Here is a 16,569-nt window from a genome sequence, read left to right as displayed (position 1 = left end):
TTATGAATACAGGGGCCTTTTTTCAGGCTTATGTTTTTATTACGCTGATTTTTAGCGGAACAGCTCAATATTTTACCAATATTCAAGCCTTCTTATGGCTCCCTTTCATCATGACGATGTTGATGGTGGCACTAGTACCACTGCAGACTCGTTATGATTTTAAGCCTTTAGATAACATTGAAAATATTATTTTATTGCTCTTTTTAGGCTTTTTTGTCTTAGCTCTCAGCAGTTCTTTGCTGCAAGTAGGCATAAAAACTACCATTGCAGGGGTAAAAAATGGCATCGGGATTTCATTGTTATTACCTTGTTTGCTATTAGGTTTTTGCCGCGAATCTCAACTCTATCGAATCTGCAAAAAACTGTACTGGGTATTTTATGCTCAGATCCCCGTCGTGATCTATCAAGCATTGATTGTTGTGCCCGCTCGAGTTGCGATAGAAGGGAAGATGGACTCTTGGGATTCGGTTGTGGGGACTTTTGGTGGAAGCATGGTCGCGGGGGGAAATGGTGCCTCAATGGGCTTATTTTGCTTGCTTATCATGATGATGAAATTGTCGGAATATAAGCATGGAGTTGCAAAATTATGGTCTGTGGCGATCCATATTGCTATCGCATTGGCAATATGTGTGATCGCAGAAGTGAAGTTTGTCACTTTGTTATCACCCTTCTTTTTGTTGTATGTTTATATCAAACCAAGCTATATCAAAGAAGTACGGGCTATTAGTGTGAAAACTATTTTAATTTCTGTACTCGGGATATTTGCAATTTTAGCAGTGATGGTCACGATATTAGCACTCGCATTTTCGACCAATACACAAGCACACATGAGTATATTGGATATATTCTTAGATAATATAGGCTACATCTTTGATCCATCTATTGTTGTACCCGGCATTGATGGCAACTTAGATGAGTTAGGCAGAGTGACCTCGTTAATTTTTTGGTCACAACATTCCGATATTCAAGGGGTTGCGAATCAACTGTTTGGTTATGGCTTGAACAGTTCTAATTCTGGTAGTGAAGTGCTGGGGTATCTTGCAAGCCTATTTAATTTAAGTATTGGGTCAACGTCATTAGCCATCTTTCTGTGGGAGATCGGATTAATTGGCACCATGTTGTTAATCGCAATTGTATATCTAATTTTAAAACACTCTAAACCAAAACCGGTCTTTTCTGATAAGGATTTGTCACGACCCGATACCGAACTATTGTCTTATCAACCGGCATTTATCGGTTTCATTTTAGCTGGGTTGATCACGTTACCATACTCCCCCCAGCTTGCCCTGATACCTGTGTTTCAATTTCAATTTTATTTTGTGTTGGGGGCGATCTTAATTATAAGAAAAGCCACGCTGGATAAAATAGAACCAAGTTATGCATTGTCCTGATAATAATTAAATTTTAGGGTCTTTCCCATCGTCTTATCCGCGATAAACAAGAGAGTCAGTTAATGGATCATCAAACCAATATAATTAACTTTGTGCCAGAAGAATTACCTTCATATCGCCCAGATGTGGATGTTTTATACTCGAAAGAATTGCCTAACAATGGCGTCCATACCACTATTATAGGTATGCCAAAAAGCGCAGCAGTGCAGATAGAAACCGAAGGCAGTACCTTATCGACCAGTAAGAAAACCTCCAATCGTCACCTTGATTCCGTCATGTATTTTTTACATGCCGCCAAATTAGCCTTTATAGCTAAAAAAAAGGGTTTCCATTTAATTCAAGTGCGAGACATGGTTTGGGTTGGTTTGATTTGTCTCGTGGTAGCAAAAATCATCAAGTTACCTTATACCTACTGGGTTTCATTTTTGTATGCGGAAAGCCGTACAATGCGAGCCAAAGATAAAAGTGAGAATATCCCAAGTTGGAAGCGTCCAATTATTTTGTCGCGAGGTTTACTCGAAGAATTTATTTTGTATCGCTTGATCTTACCGCACTCGGATCGCGTCTATGTGCAAAGTGACTTTATGTTGAAGTATATGCAACAAAAAGGGCTCAATAAAGACGACATGATGGTCGTTCCGATGGGGGTTGATTTCGATAAAATCGATGATTTTGCTACCACAGAGGCAAAAAAAATAGAAAAGTGGGGCGATGCGCCTGTGATCGGTTATTTAGGCAGTCTAGATCGTTTGCGCAAGTTAGAAGTTATCATTAGCGCATTTAAACAAGCCAAACAGGTGGTGCCAGACCTGAAGTTATTGTTCGTCGGTGATTCGGAGGTTGAAAAAGATCGCGAGTATTTGCAACATACTGCGGATGAGATGGGGCTTAGTGACGATTTTCATATTACTGGTTGGGTACAAATACAAGAAGCATGGTCCTATCTAAAAGGAGTCGATATGGTGATTGGTTTTATGAATCGAGGATTATTGCTGGATGTTTCTACCCCGACCAAAGCGATGGAATATATGGCACTAAAAAAGCCGATGATCTGCAATGATTCACCGGATCAACAATTTGTGATTGAGCAATCGGGCTGTGGCCGTGTCACCGATGGAACGAGCGAGTCTTACGCCGAGGCTATGATTGAATTAGCTCAGCAACCAATGGCGCAATCTGAATTAGATGCCGGCTTCAATTATATTAAGCACCATCGTTCTTATGCTGCCATTGGTAAACACGTTGCCTCTGATATTCATCATGTCGTGAAACAAAAAATTAAGAAAGGTTGGTAATAGTATGAAAGTTTTATTTGTGAATAAATTCTTCTTTCCACATGGAGGTGCTGAAACTGTATTCTTCCAAGAGCGCGATATGGTGAAAGACGCGGGTTACCAAGTGATCGATTTTTCGATGAAGCACCCAGAGAATATTCCGTCAGAGCAAGCTGATTTTTTTGTCGATAATGTGGATTATCATGGCAAACATTCTATTTTAGACCGAATGAAAGTGGCAATGAATTTTGTTCATAACCAAGAAGCCTGTCAGCAGTTTGAAAAGCTCATTAAAGCTGAGCAACCAGATATCGTTCATTTTCATAATGTTTACCACCAAATTACGCCATCAGTGATAAAAATAGCGCAAAGTTTGGGTTGTAAAACGGTTCTCACTGCGCACGATTATAAGTCGGTCTGTCCAAATTATAGTATGCTGGCCGCGGGTAAAAATATTGAGTTGGATTGGGATACTGGCAGTTATTTTAATTTGTTTAAATACCAGTGGCAGGATGGTTCGTGGCCAAGAAGTGTATTGTTATCTCTTGAAGCATTCTATCATCGCAGCAAGAAAAGTTATGAAGCGTTAGATGCTTTCATTGCGCCTTGTGACTTTATGAAATCAATGATCTTACGTCAAATACCAACTGCAAATGTTCAGGTAATCGTTAATGGTATTGACGCTTCAACCACGGATATTGGCGAAGATGGAGGCTACTTTTTATTTTGTGGCCGATTAACGCCTGAAAAAGGCATTGTCACTTTGGCACAAGCGCATCGACAGCTAGGCGGTAATACGCCACTAAAAGTCTTGGGTACTGGCCCTATGTTTGACCATATTAAAGATAATTTTGATAACGTTGAATTATTAGGTTTTCAAACAGGTGAAACATTAACTCATATCATTAAAAACGCCAAAGCAGTGGTTGTCCCATCTGAATGGAATGAAAATTGTTCAATGTCAGTACTTGAGGCAATGAGTTATGGAAAGCCTGTAATAGGGGCCAATATCGGAGGGATCCCAGAACAAATAGTCGATGGTGAAACTGGTTATTTGTTTACATCTGGGGATGCGGAAGATCTAGCCGCAAAAATGCAGTTATTGGCTGACGATGCACAATTAGTCGCGGATATGGGGCTAAAATCACGAGCTAGATTACTCGAGAAATATTCATTGCAGAATCATAAAGAAGAATTGCTGGGTTTGTATCAATCACTGTTAAATAATTAATAATAAAATATAGGCATTTGGATGAGGTTATAGTGTGAAAAAATCAATTTTAGTGCTGGGCACCCGTGGTATTCCTAATATTCCAGGCGGTGTTGAATCTCATTGCCAATCTTTGTATCCAATATTAGCTCAAAAATATGATTTGGATATTACGGTGGTGGCACGTAAACCTTATGTCCCTTATACGGAAAGTGAATATCAAGGTGTAAAACTTAAAGCTCTACCTGCGGTGACCAATAAATCATTAGAAGCACCATTGCATTCATTGTTAGCGGCTTTGTATGCGATTAAACAAGGGGTGGATATCGTTCATATACATGCCATTGGTCCTGGACTAGTGACACCAATTTTGCGTCTGTTTGGAAAAAAAGTTATTTTCACCCATCATAGCCAAAACTATGATCATCAAAAATGGGGTAAATTGGCGAAATTTATTCTTCGCTTAGGTGAAAAGTTTGCGATGAAATATGCATCGGAAGTGATTGTAATATCTGATTTTATGCAAAATTTAATGAGCGAAAAATATGGTCGTAATGATACTCATCTCATTTTTAATGGTGTTCATTCGGCTCAATTACCACAACAAGATAAAATTGCGGGTTATTTAGCCAAGTACGATCTTAAGCCACGAGATTACATAATAGCCGTTGGACGTTTTTCACAAGAAAAAGGCTTAAACGTATTGCTCGAAGCCTTTCAAAGTAGTGGTATCAATAAAAAATTAGTTTTAGTTGGGGATAGTGACCATCCGACAGAATACAGTGAAAAACTAAAAGCCTCAGCAAAGCAAACGGCAGGCGTTATATTGACCGGTTTCTTATCGGGAGATGAGCTAAGCAGTATTTTTTCGCAAGCTGATACCTTTGTTTTGCCATCTTTTAGCGAAGGGTTACCTATTGCACTGCTGGAAGCCATGTCATTTTCCTTGCCGGTGATCGCCAGTGACATTCCAGCCAATAAAGCCGTTCATTTACCCAATGAGTGCTACTTTCCTTGCGGTGATAGTCAAAAGTTAGCCAGTATGCTAATGGTGTCAGTGAACCACTCACGGGTTAATTATGATGAATACCTAAAAAAGTATGATTGGAATGTCATTGCAGAGCAAACCTATGATATTTTTTCATCTCTCTCATTTGAAAAACGATAATCAATAAGTGAAAAGATTTTGAATTCAAATAAAAAGTATACAGAGGAACAATGGACGATTATTGACCGTGTGTTTAAAGCAATACCGGATGAGGTCTGTCAATCTTTTGATAGTCAACAACGAGAGGCAATTGAAAGGTCGATTGCAATTAATAATGCAGTTTCTAACCATATTATTGATTTTCGGCCGGTCATAAAATTGGGCCGTTGGCGCTATTATGTGGTATTTTTATTCGGTAAGGATAGACGGAAAAATTCAAGAAGAAGCACTTCTTTAAGCCTTTTCATTAAAACACTATTAATTTTATCTTTCTTCTTGTTTCTATTTGCGGCTGCGGTTCTGATTATGTACTTAATAAAGTCGGCGCTAGGCATTGATATTTTTAGTCATTTTTCTTTTGGTGTGTGGGATTATTTTAAAGCTCACTTTTTAAGCTGATAAATCAAGTTGAAGTTTAATATTTTAACTGATTAAAGTGTGTCACTTATGTCGAGGATCTCGGTTCTACTTTGTAGGTTATCGAATTGTGAATTGGGTCACCTCATACCAGTTATTTTTGTGGTTATTTTCAATTGCGAGTTTGATTACGGCACTATGTGTATTCATGGTTACAAGACCAACCTCGAGGTTATAACGGCCTCGTGGAAGACTTTCTGGTAAGACGAAAGTATTATTTTGTTGATATATCGCAGGGCGAGTCATCTTATCTTGTGAGGGAAACCAAGCGCGGATATCATTATTTGTCTCAAAATAAGCCGCAACATTGCCTTCTTTATCGACTAATCGCCATACGACAGGGTAGTTATTATAGCTGGGAGCAGAACCCACATTTGTCCAATCCGATTTTATTACAATTGGAGTGTTTGGTTTAAAGTTGCCACTGATATTTACATGTTTAATAACAAAGCGATAGCCTAACTTTTTAATAAAATCATTCAGTGCTGGTTGGTAGATTGCTGGGATTTTTTGTGATTTTAAATTAAAAAGAGAGGCATGTAATTTTAATGCACTGTCAAAGATTTGTTCTACTTTTTGTGGGGTATAAATATCGGGTTGTTGAGCCCATCCTTGCATGTTGGTGCAAATTTCAAAATCAACCGGTGCATGTTTCCAGCGCGACATAATGTGTGGATCAGTTGTCTGCTGAATATGTCGTAACGTTTCAGGATATGCATCTTGCATGTGATTCCAACCGTGTGACCAGTCGCCAAAACAATCGGCACGCCAACCTAAACCATTTTTAGTCGAAGGTCCGGTGAAGTTATCATTAGCGGTACCCAAATCTATGGTCAGCATTTTATCTGGGAAGTTTTTACGCATCATGTCAATGTATGGTAATAAATCCTCATTGCGATAACCTCTTTTGGTCAAAGTGGAGACCGGATCGGGGTAATGCGTCCCTAAATGCCATTCGCCCCAAGTGCCAACCAAACCAACATCGAGACGTAAGATATTGGGGTTCTTATTATAACGTTTTCCCATTGCTGTCACGAAGTCGTTCAAATTTTTGTCAAAGATGGGGTTTTTATAATCGACCACAAAACTATTATCATCAGCGCAGTTTTGATCGGTTTTCGGGTCTAATTGCTGTTTTAACCAACATGGGATCCCGAGTATTTTTTTACCTTGGCGAGGATCACCTGCATAGTAGGTCTCATCAAGGCCTGCCAATGTCATAAATCGAATCACCACTTTTTTACCGGCATGTTGCGCAGATTGCAGTGTGTTATCAATTAATTGAAAATTATAGACGCCTTTTTGGGGTTCTAATTGTTCCCAGTACCAACGAAAATAAACAACAGTTGTCTCAGGGTAGCTGGGTTCATTCCAGTTGGGATCATTACGTATATCAATAGTTTGGTGGTCAGTAATGCCAATGTCAGGGTTGATTAGTATGGAATTACTTTCCTGTGGAATGCAGTCAATCGATTTTGCTTGAGTGAGAACTGGAAGAAAAACATTTATTAAGCATAGAAAACATAAATATTTATTGAATATTGACATAAAACGCCATCTCGAAAGCTAGTATAGATGTATGATTGTAGCGTTATTTTTGCTTGGTCAGTGAGCAGTATTTTAGACTTTCCACTAAGTCTGCCCGCATTAAAAAGGCTTATATGGCTTAAGCATCAGTCTATGGGTTTTATAGCCAACTAGCTGTCGTGTTGGTATAAGTATTAGCGTTAAGGGGATTTGTTAGATGAAGTGGTTAAGTAAATTTACCGATCAAGATTTTTGGCGAATTGGATTGATAGATGCTCACCCTCTAGAGGTGATTGAAAATGGGTTAAGTCATTATGAGATTCGTTGGTTTAATTTTACCGACAAGGACTTTGAAGCCGATCCATTTGTGTTTGTACTTGATGCCAAAGCGTATATTGGATACGAGATTTTTGATTATTCACATGGTAATGGAAAAATTGAATGTGTGGATTTTGATGGCAAGCGCTACAATTTTTTTGCCGACATTAATAAGGTTGTTGGCCACAAATCCTTCCCGTTTACTTTTGAAAGTGAAGGGGAGTTATATTCGATTGTTGAAACCTCAGATTTAAACGAAATATCGCTATATAAATTTAATAAAAACAAGTTTGAAAAAATCAAAACAATGCTTAGTGGTGCCAAATACGTCGATACTTGTGTAAAACAAATCGATGATACATTTTATCTGTTTACTTCCACCGCAGATGAACCTTTTAAGCAACAGTTATTCTTTTCTGATTCTTTATTGGGGGATTTTCAGGCCCACCCATGCTCACCTATTGCGAACGATAAAGCTTTTGGACGTAATGGCGGACCAATCATTGAACGTACTGATGACTACTCTTCAAGTGAATATTATCGTGTTTGTCAAAACTGTGCGGTCACTTATGGTGGCAGTTTGAAGGTAATGAAGATTACTGAGATCTCTAAAAGTCGTTATAAAGAAGAATTTTTTAACGATGTGATGCCGATTGAACCATTTTCAGATGGTATTCATACACTATCCTGTTGGGATAATATGACAGTGATAGATTCAAAAAACATTTTGACCAAATACTCAAATATTTATAGGAAAATAAAATACTTAGTGATGGTAAAGTTGGGCACTGAAATACCATTTTTTAACGTAAAAGATTAGGGGCCGCTAATAGGCAGATTTACATGGTATCGGGTTTTTATTCTTATTGTTTTTCTTCAGTGACTGTACAAAAAAAGCCCCTCGATTAAAGGGGCAAAAGGTCCATCGCTTTTTATAGTTATGCTTAACGTGCGGTGAGAGGCATTGGTTTTTTAACCAAAATCACCGTTGACGTATCCTTGAGTGCGGTCATCTTTTGGATTACTAAAAATAACAGCAGTATCATTGTGTTCGACTAACTCACCCATTAAAAAGAAGGCCGTTCGGTCTGAGATGCGGCGTGCTTGCTGCATTGAGTGAGTCACGATCACTATGGTGAATTCTTTCTTCAGTGACTCCATTAAATCTTCAATTTTATGAGTCGCAATAGGATCAAGCGCCGAAGTCGGTTCATCCATTAAGATCACATCCGGTTGCATCGCGATAGTGCGAGCAATGCATAAACGTTGCTGCTGACCGCCCGATAATCCAAATGCGTGTGATTTTAAGCGATCTTTTACTTCATCCCATAACGCTGCGCCGCGTAATGATTTCTCGACCACTTCGTTAATATGCTTCTTATCTTTAATGCCTTGTGCGCGTAATCCATAGGCCACATTCTCATAAATACTCATTGGGAATGGGTTGGGTTTTTGGAATACCATACCAACCTTAATACGCAGATCGGCCACATCGATATTACCGTAGATATCATTGTCATCCATGCTGACTTTACCGGTGATTTTTACGCCGGCGATTAAGTCGTTCATGCGGTTTAAACAGCGCAGTAGGGTCGATTTACCACAACCGGAAGGACCAATTAATGCCGTAACTTTCTGGTGTGGGATCGGCAAGTTGATGCTTTTTAATGCTTGGTTGTCGCCGTAAAATAAATCTAGGTTTTCGATATTAAATTTGTTCATTTTAGTATTCTCTTTAGGTAACAAAGCCACTGATATTTTTGAGAGTCAAATTGCTTTGTTATTAATAATGGTGTTTAGAATCAATACGTCTCTAAGATAAAATATTAGTAATTGGCTTTATTAAAGCGACTGCCAAGGAACTTGGTCAGCATGTTAATCATTAGGACTAATACAATCAGAACGGTTGCGGTGCCGTAAGCTTGATTCCACTCATCAATAGTGAAAAGCTCAGTGGTTAGTTTGTATAAGTGAACCGTTAATGTTCGACCTGAATCCAACACTGATTCTGGAATACGCGCCACCATACCGGCGGTTAAAAACACTGGAGCCGATTCACCAATCACGCGACCAACACTCAAAATAACTGCGGTAATAATGCCCGGCATCGCACTTGGTAGAATTAAACGCCAGATGGTGTAAATTTTAGATGCGCCTAAACCATAAGATCCTTCACGGTAAGTCTGTGAAACCGCCATTAATGATTCTTCTGTGGTACGAATAATCACCGGAAGGATCAAGATACTTAAGGTTAATGCCCCCGATAAAATCGAGAAACCAAAGCCCATCACGGTAACAAAAAAGGTCATACCAAACAGACCAAAGATGATCGATGGAATACCGGCCAATGACTCAGTACAAAAGCGAATCACTTTCACTAATTTGCTGCCAGGTTTCGCGTATTCGGTTAAATAAATCGCCGTCATGATGCCCAATGGCGCGGCAACCGCTATTGATGCAATCACCATATAAATGGTGGCGATGATCATAGGGAAGATACCGTGTTCATCACCAGTACGAGTATAATCGTCGCTAATAAAGTTCCAATCTACATGCTGTAAGCCGTTGGATAAGATGTACCACATAATCCAAAATAAAAAGCCAACCGTTAATCCTGCGGATAGCCAAATAAAAATATTGAGTAACGTATCTTTAAACTGACGTTGTTTCTTTAACTTATCGCGCAGCGCTTGAGAAATAACAGGCTGAGAGAGAGTTGCTTGTGCATGATGGTTGTTTGATTGATTGTTTGATTGAATAGTCATAATAACTACCTCGCCTTCTGACGGTTAAGATAAAGCAAACCGGCATTTAAAATCATGATGAAAGCCAGTAACACCACACCCGTTGCATATAATGCGTTGGCATGAATACCACTTGCGTATGACATTTCAATCGCGATATTGGCGGTTAAAGTACGGGCAGAATCTAAAATACCTTCTGGCATAGCAGGGGCGTTTCCCATCACCATAATGATGGCCATCGTTTCGCCAAGCGCGCGTGCAATACCTAAGATAACCGCCGTCATGATCCCAGAACGAGCCGCAGGCAGTAATACTTTAAAGATGGTGTAGGTTTTTGATGCCCCCAGTGCCAATGAGGCTTCTTTATAAGCTTGAGGCACAGCGCGAATCGAGGTTTCAGACACGGTGATCACGGTTGGCAATATCATCACGCCCAACACGATTATCCCAGCTAAAATTGTGTTACCCGCAGGCACGCTAAAGATATTTTGGATTAACGGCACAATAATCACGAGACCAAAGAAACCGTAAACCACCGATGGGATCCCCGCCAGCAGTTCCACCGCAGGGCGAATAATATCGGCCAGTTTCTTCGGTGCGATTTCAGCAATAAAAATTGCAGTTAATAAGCCAATAGGAACCCCAACCACTACTGCGCCAAAGGTCGAGACGACCGAAGCAACAATCATGGTGTAAATACCATAAAGGGCAGGGGGGAGCCAGTTATCACCGAACACAATGGCAGAAACACCGACCGCTTTAAACGCTGGGATACTTTCGGCAATAATGAAATAAGCAATGAGGGCTAAAGACACAATCCCAATGATGGCGCTACCTAGAAATAAGGCATGGAAGATTTTTTCTTTCCAATCTACACCTTTCTTTTGGCGTAGATTACCGTTTTGATTAGAAGTGTTTGATGCTTCTGGGTTAACGATAGTATTCATAGTTTGGTCACTACCAAATTTTGTCACTATAAGTGGCGATGGGTATTCAAAACTCACAAATCGATGGCTCTTGCTATAAATAGGAGCAGGAAAAACGTCGAGATGGAAAAGAAGCCTAGCACTTGCGTACTAGGCAAAATTGTTAAAGTGTTGCTTAGTGGATATCAATGTAGCCGTGAGATAGCACGATCTTTTGTGCATCTTTAGTCAGCATCCAGTCTAGGAATTTTTGCGCCGACGCTGATGGTTTACCTTCGTGGTACAGTACTAAAAATGGACGAGAAACTTTGTAAGTACCGTTTTTGATGTTCGGGATAGTGGCTTCGACACCATCGACAGCCAGTGGGTGCACTGTGTTATCAACCGTACCTAAAGAGATATACCCAATCGCATAAGGGTTACTTGCAACCATAGTTTTTAAACCACCATTACCGTTAGCCACTTGTGCACGTTGTGAGATTGCCGATACTTTCATATCGTTCACTTTCATTTTTAAATTCATAATGTCTTCAAATGCGCCGCGAGTACCTGAAGCGGTATCACGAGTGATTGTCACGATAGGTTTATCTTCGCCGCCCACTTGTTTCCAGTTAGAGACCTCACCTTTATAAATTGACGTGATTTGTGCAGCAGTTAATCCTTTGATTTTATTCGCAGGGTTAACCACAACCGCGATACCGTCATGGGCGATGATTTCTTCTTTTAAGTTTGCTTCTTTTTCTTCAGGTTTTAGGTTACGAGATGACATGCCTAAATCAGCAGAATCATTTTTTGCCGCTTTAATACCAGCCGATGAACCTGGGCCTTGAACTTCAACGAAAATATCAGGGTTTGCTTTCATATAGGTTTCAGAAAACATTTCCATTAATGGAGTTACACTACTTGAACCCACCGCAGAAATAGTTTCTTTTGCAGATACAGAGGTTGCGCTCAGTGCGCCAAGAATTGCTAAGGTGCTGATTAGTGTCTTTTTCATTCCTATTTCCTTTTGTGGCATCATGCCGTTGAGTTATTCAGTTGACGAATGACACAATAAAGTTGAAATATGACAGTTGTGTGACAGTAATTTGAAGGGTACGTGACAGAGGGAATATGTGTTGTGAATAAACGAAAAGTGGAATGAACAAAAATCGAGAAAAGTCGCTATTAATGGTGAGATTAATAGCGATTCATCTAGCAAAAAGGACTGACGTGTGGCTTAACCGAACTCACCACCAATGTATTCAGCCGTCATGCTTTGGGCTGGGCGATTGAATATTTGTTCAGTTTGACCAAACTCCATTAACTCGCCAAGGTGCATAAAAGCGGTGAAATCGGAAATACGTTTCGCTTGTTGCATATTGTGAGTCACGATCACTATTGTGAAAGTCTTTCTCAGTTTGGCGATTAATCTTTCAATACCTTGTGTGGCAATAGGATCGAGCGCCGAAGTCGGTTCATCCATTAAAATGACTTCGGGTTGTAAAGCAATCGTGCGAGCAATACAAAGACGTTGCTGTTGACCACCAGATAACCCCATTGCATCGGCGTGTAGCTTGTCTTTAACTTCCTTCCATAAACGAGCATGCTCTAGTGCGTCTTGTACTCGTACATCCATATCGGCTTTGGATACTTTTTCGTTTAAGCGAATGCCAAAGGCAATATTTTCATATATCGACATTGGAAACGGAGTCGGTTTTTGGAAGATCATCCCGATCTTGCTGCGCAGGCCATATAAATCACAGTTCGTGGTCAGAATGTTTTCATCATCGAGTAAGATCTTGCCTTCGGCTGAGTGCTCATCATATAAGTTATAGATACGGTTCATGGTGCGCAATAACGTTGATTTACCGCAACCAGAAGCACCAATAATGGCGGTGACATGATTATCATAAATAGGCAGATTAATATCGAATAGCGCTTGTTTATCTTTGCCATAAAAGAAGTTCAAGTTTTGGATGTTCATACGTTTTGATAATAATGCCGTGTCAATTGGAGGGTTGGTAACGCTTTCCAAAGCTTTCATATTTTCTAAAGCTCTCATATCTTTTAAAGCTTTCGGTTTTTCTGAATTCATCGTTTTTTCCGCAGCATTTGCAATGTTTGAGTTTTGGTTAGTATTCATAACAGGATGATTAATTACAGTAGAGGCAGTCGAGTTCATCAGTCTTATCCTTGTGTCTTTTGGCTTTTGATGTGCGAACGTTTCGCCAGCATCGCCGGTAGCATTCGAGAAGTCACATTGAGTATTAAAATGGCGACGGTAATAATTAATGCGCCAGTCCAAGCTAAGTCGTTCCATGAGTCATAAGGGCTCATCGCCAGTCGATAAATGGTGACTGGTAAATTGGCCATCGGTCCATTCATATCAAGTGACATAAAATTATTGTTTAACGCGGTGAATAGCAGTGGGGCGGTTTCACCACAAATACGGGCAAACGACAGTAATACCCCAGTTAAAATCCCAGCACCAACACTGCGATAGCTGAGCGATAAGGTGACGCGCCATTTAGGCATACCAAGGCCCGCGCCAGCTTCACGAATGCTTTTCGGTACCAGTTTAAGCATCTCTTCGGTGGTTGAAATAATCATCGGCAGTGCGATCATCGCCAGCGCAATCGAGCCGGCCCAACCAGAGAAACTGCCGGTCGGTTTGACGCAAATTTCATAGACAAATAAGCCAATCAAAATCGATGGCGCGCTCATTAACATGCCATTTAAAAAGCGAATAATATCGGCCAGTTTTGAATCTTTACCGTATTCCGATAACCAAGTTCCCGCCAGTAATCCGATCGGGATCGCGATAGCAATACCCACGCCACTGATCATTAAACTGCCAACAATCGCATTGGCTAAACCACCTTCGCCGCCAGGGCTTGGCATCGATTCGGTAAAAGTTGAAAAATGCAAACCGTGTAAACCTTTGCTTAATAAGCTGTAAACAATCACGCCGAGAATAGCTAAGCCCAATCCTGTCGCGCTGTAACACAAGGCCCTAAATGCTTTACTTTTGGCGGTACGCCATTGTGAGCGAGTCATTAGCGGTTCCCTTTTCTAAGTTGAAGACGGGCATAACCCATCACAATGAAGGTGATCACAAATAGCACTAAACCTAACGCTAATAGTGAGGCGATATGCACAGGATCGGTGGCTTCATTAAACTGTTCTGCAATGGTGGCTGAGATCGAGGTTGCCGGCATAAACAGCGATGCGTTAATGTCTTGTGAGCCACCGATCACAAAGGTGATCGCCATGGTTTCGCCTAATGCGCGGCCCAATGCCAAAATAAATGCGCCTAAGATTGAGCTTTTAATGGAAGGCAGTAATACTTTTAAAATCACTTCGTAAGAATGCGCGCCAATACCGTAAGACGACTCACGCAATACATTGGGTACGGTTGAAAGGGCATCTTTAATTAATGAGGTTAAGATCGGCAAAATCATGATCGCCAAAATAATGCCAGAAGTGAGTAAGCCTAAGCCAATCGGTGGCCCGCTAAATAACACTCCAATGACCGGTATTTCACTTAAATGCTCGAGTAACCAAACCTGAACATTTTCAGAAAACCACGGAGCGAACACAAAAAGCCCCCACATGCCGTAAATAATGCTCGGGACGGCGGCCAGTAATTCAATCGCCATACTGATCGGCTTAGCAATCCATTTAGGCACCAGTTCTGATAATGAAATTGCAATCGCAATGCCCACTGGTGTTGCCAGTAGCACTGCGATAATCGCAGAAACTATGGTGCCATACAGAGCATTCGCCGCGCCAAATAAAGACTGAACGGGATCCCATTCGGTATTGGTAATAAAACCAAAGCCAAATTTAGAAATTGCAGGCCAAGCTCCTCCGACTAATGAAGCAAATAAAGCGATCATCAATAACATGATGAATAACGCGCTGGTATAACTCGCATTTTTAAATAAACGCTCAACTCGATTATGGGTAAAAAATCGAGCTCGGGGCGCGCTTTGAATCACTGAGTTTTGAGATGCGTCGATATGTGGAACGTTCAAGGTAATATCCTGTTAACGATGTCTTGATCCATGATGGATGGGCTTTCTCGCGCGGCTAAATCAACAATGCAAAATAAGCAAAGCCATAGCAACGCAGAGAACCCCATCATCGGGAAGGGATTTACTGCTGGTAAACCGCTGAACCGTCTTTAGCTTTAATTTCTTTTGACCACATGGTTTGCACCATATCCACCACATTACTTGGCATTGGTACATAACCTAATTTGGTGGCGATGTCGCCATGTTGATAGCCCCATTGGAAGAACTTCAGCACTTCTTTGGCGGTAGCTGGATTGGCTTGTTCTTTATGCATTAAGATGAAGGTTGCCGCGGTCATTGGCCATGATTGTGCGCCCGGTTGATCGTTGAGCATTAGCTTAAAGCCCGGTGCATGTGACCAATCCGCATTGGCCGCTGCTGCTTGGAAGGCGGCTAATTCAGGTTTCACAAAATGACCCTCTTTATTCTTCATTTGGGTGTAAACCAGATTATTTTGCTCAGCGTAAGCGTATTCAACATAGCCAATTGTGCCAGGAGTACGTTTGACGAGATTCGCGACTCCAGCATTGCCTTTACCGCCTAAACCGGTGGCAGCTTTTGGCCAAGCGATTTCTTTACCCATACCGACTTGAGAGGCCCAAGTTTTGCTCGCGCGTTGTAAGTAATCAGTGTAGTTGTAGGTAGTGCCTGAGCCATCAGAGCGATGCACCGCGATCACCATTTGGTGTGGCAGCGCTAAATTGGTATTTAAGGCTTTTACTTCGGCATCATCCCAATACTTTACTTTGCCTAAATAAATATCGGCGAGAGCTTCACCCGACAGCTTAAGCTCGCCAGCTTTAATCCCTTTAACGTTCACCACAGGCACAATCGAACCCATGACCGCAGGAAATTGCACCAAGCCATTTTTGTCTAATTCATCTTTACTTAATGGCGCATCCGATGCCCCGAAATCAACGGTGTTGGCTTCAATTTGCTTAATACCACCACCGGATCCAATGGCTTGGTAGTTCAGTTGTACACCGGTTTCTTGGTTGTATGCTTTGGCCCAATCGGCGTAAACCGGATAAGGAAAAGTGGCACCCGCGCCATTAATGGTGGTGGCTGCCATCGCCGGTGCAATCAAAGTAGACGCAGATAACGCAACTAACGAGGTCAAAACCAAAGTGTATTTCTTCATCTTTCCATCCTGAATTGTAAGTAAGTGTGTTTTCAGGGCTAACGTTAACTGCTTTAGATTTCAGTTTTGTTACAACGGGCTGAAGAATGTGAAATCATAAGTTTCAGATTTGAAAGATTAATGTAGTTGGTTGTTTTTGTGTCGGATTTTATTTTTTCGCTAATGGTTATTATGGATTTTAAACACGATATGATTTGATGGCGGGGAGTGTTATGAGCTTTCGACTACTAAATGTGACAGTGATTTTGTTACATTTTAATAGGGGCTGAAAATATGAGAAAGAGTAGAACACGGCAATGTTATCAAGGTTAAATGCGCCTAAAGAAAAGCTGAATCTAGGGGCTGTTGATCTTTCG

General features: G+C 40.8%; 15 protein-coding genes. 6 read left to right on the top strand and 9 right to left on the bottom strand.

The window, feature by feature from the left end:
• The first annotated feature begins 2 nt into the window (after positions 1 to 2).
• From GFB47_RS14980 to GFB47_RS14960, 5 genes are all read left to right on the top strand, one after another.
• Positions 3 to 1,391, top strand: a complete 1,389-nt coding sequence (locus GFB47_RS14980) for a capsular biosynthesis protein (RefSeq protein WP_153448822.1) — start codon at positions 3 to 5, stop codon at positions 1,389 to 1,391.
• Positions 1,392 to 1,453: 62 nt separating this feature from the next.
• Positions 1,454 to 2,686 carry a glycosyltransferase gene (locus GFB47_RS14975; RefSeq protein ID WP_153448821.1) on the top strand — a complete coding sequence of 411 codons (1,233 nt, stop codon included), beginning with the start codon at positions 1,454 to 1,456 and terminating at the stop codon, positions 2,684 to 2,686.
• A 4-nt stretch (positions 2,687 to 2,690) separates the two neighbouring features.
• On the top strand, positions 2,691 to 3,896 hold the full coding sequence (locus tag GFB47_RS14970) for a glycosyltransferase family 4 protein (protein ID WP_153448820.1): 1,206 nt from the start codon (positions 2,691 to 2,693) through the stop codon (positions 3,894 to 3,896).
• 34 nt (positions 3,897 to 3,930) lie between these two features.
• Positions 3,931 to 5,043, top strand: a complete 1,113-nt coding sequence (locus GFB47_RS14965; RefSeq protein WP_153448819.1) for a glycosyltransferase family 4 protein — start codon at positions 3,931 to 3,933, stop codon at positions 5,041 to 5,043.
• Between the two features lie 18 nt (positions 5,044 to 5,061).
• Positions 5,062 to 5,481 carry a hypothetical protein gene (locus GFB47_RS14960; protein WP_153448818.1) on the top strand — a complete coding sequence of 140 codons (420 nt, stop codon included), beginning with the start codon at positions 5,062 to 5,064 and terminating at the stop codon, positions 5,479 to 5,481.
• Between the two features lie 78 nt (positions 5,482 to 5,559).
• On the opposite strand, the gene GFB47_RS14955 is transcribed toward GFB47_RS14960, so the two are convergent.
• Entirely contained in the window at positions 5,560 to 7,047 is a 1,488-nt protein-coding gene (locus GFB47_RS14955) for a DUF4832 domain-containing protein (protein WP_153448817.1), read from the bottom strand.
• Positions 7,048 to 7,243: 196 nt separating this feature from the next.
• Here GFB47_RS14955 and GFB47_RS14950 point away from each other — a divergent pair, with 196 nt between their 5' ends.
• Positions 7,244 to 8,164, top strand: coding sequence for a glucosamine inositolphosphorylceramide transferase family protein (locus GFB47_RS14950; protein WP_153448816.1), 921 nt, complete (start codon positions 7,244 to 7,246; stop codon positions 8,162 to 8,164).
• Positions 8,165 to 8,316: 152 nt separating this feature from the next.
• On the opposite strand, the gene pstB (GFB47_RS14945) is transcribed toward GFB47_RS14950, so the two are convergent.
• The 8 genes from pstB (GFB47_RS14945) to pstS form a co-directional block, all read right to left on the bottom strand.
• Complete coding sequence (pstB, locus tag GFB47_RS14945; protein WP_153448815.1) at positions 8,317 to 9,066, bottom strand: phosphate ABC transporter ATP-binding protein PstB; 750 nt, start codon at positions 9,064 to 9,066, stop codon at positions 8,317 to 8,319.
• Positions 9,067 to 9,170: 104 nt separating this feature from the next.
• On the bottom strand, positions 9,171 to 10,109 hold the full coding sequence (gene pstA / locus GFB47_RS14940; protein ID WP_225874328.1) for a phosphate ABC transporter permease PstA: 939 nt from the start codon (positions 10,107 to 10,109) through the stop codon (positions 9,171 to 9,173).
• Between the two features lie 5 nt (positions 10,110 to 10,114).
• Positions 10,115 to 11,035: a phosphate ABC transporter permease subunit PstC gene (pstC, locus tag GFB47_RS14935; RefSeq protein ID WP_153448814.1), complete on the bottom strand. Its 921-nt coding sequence runs from the start codon at positions 11,033 to 11,035 to the stop codon at positions 10,115 to 10,117.
• A gap of 154 nt (positions 11,036 to 11,189) precedes the next feature.
• Positions 11,190 to 12,011, bottom strand: coding sequence for a phosphate ABC transporter substrate-binding protein (locus tag GFB47_RS14930; protein ID WP_153448813.1), 822 nt, complete (start codon positions 12,009 to 12,011; stop codon positions 11,190 to 11,192).
• A 222-nt stretch (positions 12,012 to 12,233) separates the two neighbouring features.
• Positions 12,234 to 13,040 (bottom strand): phosphate ABC transporter ATP-binding protein PstB, encoded by an 807-nt coding sequence (gene pstB, locus GFB47_RS14925; RefSeq protein WP_225874362.1) that lies wholly within the window; start codon positions 13,038 to 13,040, stop codon positions 12,234 to 12,236.
• 143 nt (positions 13,041 to 13,183) lie between these two features.
• Positions 13,184 to 14,053 carry a phosphate ABC transporter permease PstA gene (gene pstA, locus GFB47_RS14920; protein WP_153448812.1) on the bottom strand — a complete coding sequence of 290 codons (870 nt, stop codon included), beginning with the start codon at positions 14,051 to 14,053 and terminating at the stop codon, positions 13,184 to 13,186.
• Positions 14,053 to 14,994, bottom strand: a complete 942-nt coding sequence (gene pstC / locus GFB47_RS14915; protein WP_153449033.1) for a phosphate ABC transporter permease subunit PstC — start codon at positions 14,992 to 14,994, stop codon at positions 14,053 to 14,055. The genes pstA (GFB47_RS14920) and pstC (GFB47_RS14915) overlap by 1 nt, the downstream gene beginning before the upstream one ends.
• Positions 14,995 to 15,154: 160 nt before the next feature.
• Positions 15,155 to 16,213 (bottom strand): phosphate ABC transporter substrate-binding protein PstS, encoded by a 1,059-nt coding sequence (gene pstS, locus GFB47_RS14910; RefSeq protein WP_153448811.1) that lies wholly within the window; start codon positions 16,211 to 16,213, stop codon positions 15,155 to 15,157.
• Between the last annotated feature and the right edge of the window lie 356 nt (positions 16,214 to 16,569).

The organism is Vibrio algicola (assembly GCF_009601765.2).
GTDB lineage: Bacteria > Pseudomonadota > Gammaproteobacteria > Enterobacterales > Vibrionaceae > Vibrio > Vibrio algicola.
This window is presented reverse-complemented; position numbering and strand designations above follow the sequence as displayed.

Excerpts from the sequence above, each read along its gene's own strand:
- GFB47_RS14970 (WP_153448820.1), top strand. The coding sequence starts at position 2,691 with ATGAAAGTTTTATTTGTGAATAAATTCTTCTTTCCACATGGAGGTGCT.
- pstA (WP_225874328.1), bottom strand. The coding sequence starts at position 10,109 with ATGACTATTCAATCAAACAATCAATCAAACAACCATCATGCACAAGCA.
- GFB47_RS14980 (WP_153448822.1), top strand. The coding sequence starts at position 3 with ATGAATACAGGGGCCTTTTTTCAGGCTTATGTTTTTATTACGCTGATT.
- pstB (WP_225874362.1), bottom strand. The coding sequence starts at position 13,040 with ATGAAAGCTTTGGAAAGCGTTACCAACCCTCCAATTGACACGGCATTA.
- GFB47_RS14950 (WP_153448816.1), top strand. The coding sequence starts at position 7,244 with ATGAAGTGGTTAAGTAAATTTACCGATCAAGATTTTTGGCGAATTGGA.
- pstA (WP_153448812.1), bottom strand. The coding sequence starts at position 14,053 with ATGACTCGCTCACAATGGCGTACCGCCAAAAGTAAAGCATTTAGGGCC.
- pstC (WP_153448814.1), bottom strand. The coding sequence starts at position 11,035 with ATGAATACTATCGTTAACCCAGAAGCATCAAACACTTCTAATCAAAAC.
- pstB (WP_153448815.1), bottom strand. The coding sequence starts at position 9,066 with ATGAACAAATTTAATATCGAAAACCTAGATTTATTTTACGGCGACAAC.
- pstS (WP_153448811.1), bottom strand. The coding sequence starts at position 16,213 with ATGAAGAAATACACTTTGGTTTTGACCTCGTTAGTTGCGTTATCTGCG.
- GFB47_RS14975 (WP_153448821.1), top strand. The coding sequence starts at position 1,454 with ATGGATCATCAAACCAATATAATTAACTTTGTGCCAGAAGAATTACCT.
- GFB47_RS14955 (WP_153448817.1), bottom strand. The coding sequence starts at position 7,047 with ATGTCAATATTCAATAAATATTTATGTTTTCTATGCTTAATAAATGTT.
- GFB47_RS14930 (WP_153448813.1), bottom strand. The coding sequence starts at position 12,011 with ATGAAAAAGACACTAATCAGCACCTTAGCAATTCTTGGCGCACTGAGC.